Annotated in this window: 2 protein-coding genes and 1 pseudogene; 2 read left to right on the top strand and 1 reads right to left on the bottom strand. The window is 43.6% G+C overall.

Annotated features, from left to right (window positions below; translation table 11 throughout):
• The first annotated feature begins 203 nt into the window (after positions 1–203).
• On the top strand, positions 204–1,493 hold the full coding sequence (locus AACT21_RS08245) for a citrate synthase (protein WP_013856346.1): 1,290 nt from the start codon (positions 204–206) through the stop codon (positions 1,491–1,493).
• A gap of 85 nt (positions 1,494–1,578) precedes the next feature.
• Here the strand turns inward: AACT21_RS08245 and AACT21_RS08250 are convergent, their stop codons facing one another.
• Positions 1,579–2,334 carry a Nif3-like dinuclear metal center hexameric protein gene (locus tag AACT21_RS08250; protein WP_094164503.1) on the bottom strand — a complete coding sequence of 252 codons (756 nt, stop codon included), beginning with the start codon at positions 2,332–2,334 and terminating at the stop codon, positions 1,579–1,581.
• Positions 2,335–2,420: 86 nt separating this feature from the next.
• On the opposite strand from AACT21_RS08250, the pseudogene AACT21_RS08255 reads away from it, so the two are divergent.
• A pseudogene (locus tag AACT21_RS08255) lies at positions 2,421–3,178 on the top strand (DUF1853 family protein).
• Positions 3,179–3,180: the final 2 nt, after the last annotated feature.

Below are 3,180 nucleotides of genomic sequence, written 5' to 3' on the forward strand. Positions count from 1 at the left end.
TGCCACTATACGGCTCGCAACATTCTAATACAATTGATGTAACAATTTTTGCTACACAGAACAGATTTTTAACTTTATATGTATAAAAAATCAAAACAAGTGCACACATCAGACGAGAAAAATTGACTTTAATTAAGAACACACGTAAAAAAATGTCACACAAACATCCTGGACGGATTAAATAATAAACAAAGGAGATTGTTATGGCAGATAAGAAAGCGACCCTTCATATTGAAGGTAAAGCGCCAATCGAGCTGCCGATTATGGATGGGACTGTAGGCCCACAAGTAATCGACGTTCGTAAACTAGGAGCCAACGGATACTTCACTTTTGACCCTGGTTTTCTTGCCACTGCATCTTGTGAATCTCAAATCACTTATATCGATGGCGAAAAAGGGGTGTTACTGCACCGCGGCTTCCCTATTGATCAATTAGCCAATAACGCTGATTACTTGGAAGTTTGTTATATTCTTCTTTACGGTGAAGCCCCTAATCGTAAGCAATATGAAGAGTTTAAACATACGGTGACGCGTCACACTATGGTTCATGAGCAAATCGCAAGTTTCTTCCACGGTTTCCGCCGTGACGCTCACCCAATGGCTGTAATGTGTGGTGTGGTTGGAGCGCTTGCCGCGTTCTACCATGATTCACTTGATATTAATAATGATATACACCGAGAAATAGCGGCTTACCGCCTACTCTCAAAAATGCCAACATTGGCGTCGATGTGCTACAAGTATTCTGTCGGCCAACCATTTATCTACCCGCGTAATGACTTAAGCTATGCCGAGAACTTCCTACACATGATGTTTGCAACGCCGTGTGAAGAGTATGAAGTGAACCCTGTGGTTGCACGCGCGATGGATAAAATTTTCACACTGCATGCCGATCATGAACAAAACGCGTCAACCTCAACGGTTCGCCTTGCCGGTTCTTCTGGTGCTAACCCGTTTGCCTGTATTGCGGCTGGCATTGCCTCTTTGTGGGGGCCTGCTCATGGGGGTGCTAACGAAGCCTGTCTGCGTATGCTAGAAGAGATAGGCAACGTTGATAACATTCCTGAGTATGTCGTCAGAGCAAAAGATAAGGATGATCCATTCCGCTTGATGGGTTTTGGTCACCGAGTTTATAAAAACTACGACCCAAGAGCGACGGTAATGCGTGAGGCTTGTCATGAAGTGCTCAAAGAGCTGAATATTCAGGACCCACTATTGGATGTGGCGATGGAACTTGAGCGCATCGCGCTTTCTGACGAATACTTTGTTGAGAAAAAACTCTACCCTAACGTGGATTTCTACTCAGGTATTATTCTGAAGGCTATCGGTATTCCAATCTCTATGTTTACCGTTATCTTCGCAATGTCTCGCACTATCGGTTGGATTGCCCACTGGAATGAAATGCACAGTGATCCAGATAATAAAATTGGCCGTCCTCGCCAACTTTACACTGGTCAAAAAATGCGTAACTTTAAACCGTTACACGAACGCGAATAGCAAACCCAGTCATAGTACTTAATAGAAAAGAGCGAATTCCCACTCGCTCTTTTTTCATTGGATGCATTGATCAGAAACAAACCCGCTACACAGGGTTATTGATATCGATAAACTCAACCTCAAAGCCATATTCGCTCGCTAACCATTCTCCCAGTGCCTTCACACCATAACGCTCTGTGGCATGGTGCCCTGCAGAAAAATAATGAATATTTTGCTCTCTTGCTGAGTAGGTAGTCCGCTCTGATATTTCACCAGAGATGAACGCATCTAATCCATGCTGCGCCGCTAGATCGACGTAATCTTGCCCACCACCAGTACACCAACCCACCGTTTTGATGATTTTGTTTGAGCTCGGAGCTACGTGCAGTGGCCGTCGTTGTAAAGTTTGCTCGATTCGTTGACTGAGCTCATCGGCTGTCAACGCTTGTTCAAAATGGCCGAACATGGCGACCGACTGAGGATGCCCTTCTAATCCGCCATCAACATGAATCCCCAACAAATCAGCTAGCAATTTGTTATTGCCTAATTCTGGATGGATGTCTAACGGCAAGTGATATGCGTATAAATTCATATCATTTCGTATCAAAGCTCGGATCCGGTGGCCTTTCATTCCACGGATGGACTCAGGCTCACTTTTCCAAAAATAACCATGATGTACTAATAAAGCGTCAGCATTTCGTTCAATTGCTTGTTCAATAAGCGCTTGCGAGGCCGTCACACCCGTCACAATCTTTTTGATTTCAGTGCGACCTTCAACTTGCAATCCATTAGGGCAATAGTCTTTAATCAATTGAGGATTAAGCTTTTGATTGAGCAGAGCTTCAAGTTTTAAATTATCCATCTTTCATTCCAAAATTGAGTTTTATCATTAGCGTGGTTATAACAATTTCAAGCTAGAATGTCGAAAAATAAGGACGAGAACAATTAATGACAATGGACCTCAACACACTGGCACACTGGGTGTCGACAACCCCTACTCTTTTCCAAGGAGAGGGTGTGGTCGCGGCGCGTACCCCTTTTTTACCCAATGTTCCGACATTGAAAGAAGAATATAGAGGGAACCCTAGATTAGGCTTTCTCTACCAGCATTTATGTTCTTTATTGTTTACGCTAAACCCCACTTATTCCGCCGTTTCTGAAGAAATTCAATTGAACGAAGCAGGAAGTACACTAGGTTCGCTAGATTTTGTCATCAAAAATAAACGCAGTCAGCGTTATGAGCATTGGGAAGTCGCATGAAGTTTTACCTGCTACATCAAGGGCTGTGGTATGGTCCCAATGCTCAAGATCGATTAGATCTCAAACTTGAACATATGTTGAACCACCAATTGACCCTTTCCCAATCAGCCCAATTTAGTGCGGCTTACCCACTTTGGCGTGACGTTAGCCGTCATTTACTAATGCAAGGGCGCTTGTATGTAAACCCTTTTCACGATGAGCCTGTTCCTAGTGAATGCCTAGGTTATAAACTCAATCTGTCACAAATTGCTGGTTTTTGGTGTTATCAAAGCCAGTCACATCAAATAGATGAAGCATTATTCTTACTGGAAAAGCCTCAATGGATTAGCGGGAAAGGTAAAAACTGCACGCGTTACACAGCAAATGAAGAGCATGGTTTTGTGCATTGCCAAAGTGACAGCGGAAAGTTCTGGTTCATCGTTCCCGACAGTTGGCCTCAGCTTTAAGC

This window comes from Vibrio sp. V08_P9A1T1 (assembly GCF_963874405.1).
GTDB lineage: Bacteria > Pseudomonadota > Gammaproteobacteria > Enterobacterales > Vibrionaceae > Vibrio > Vibrio anguillarum.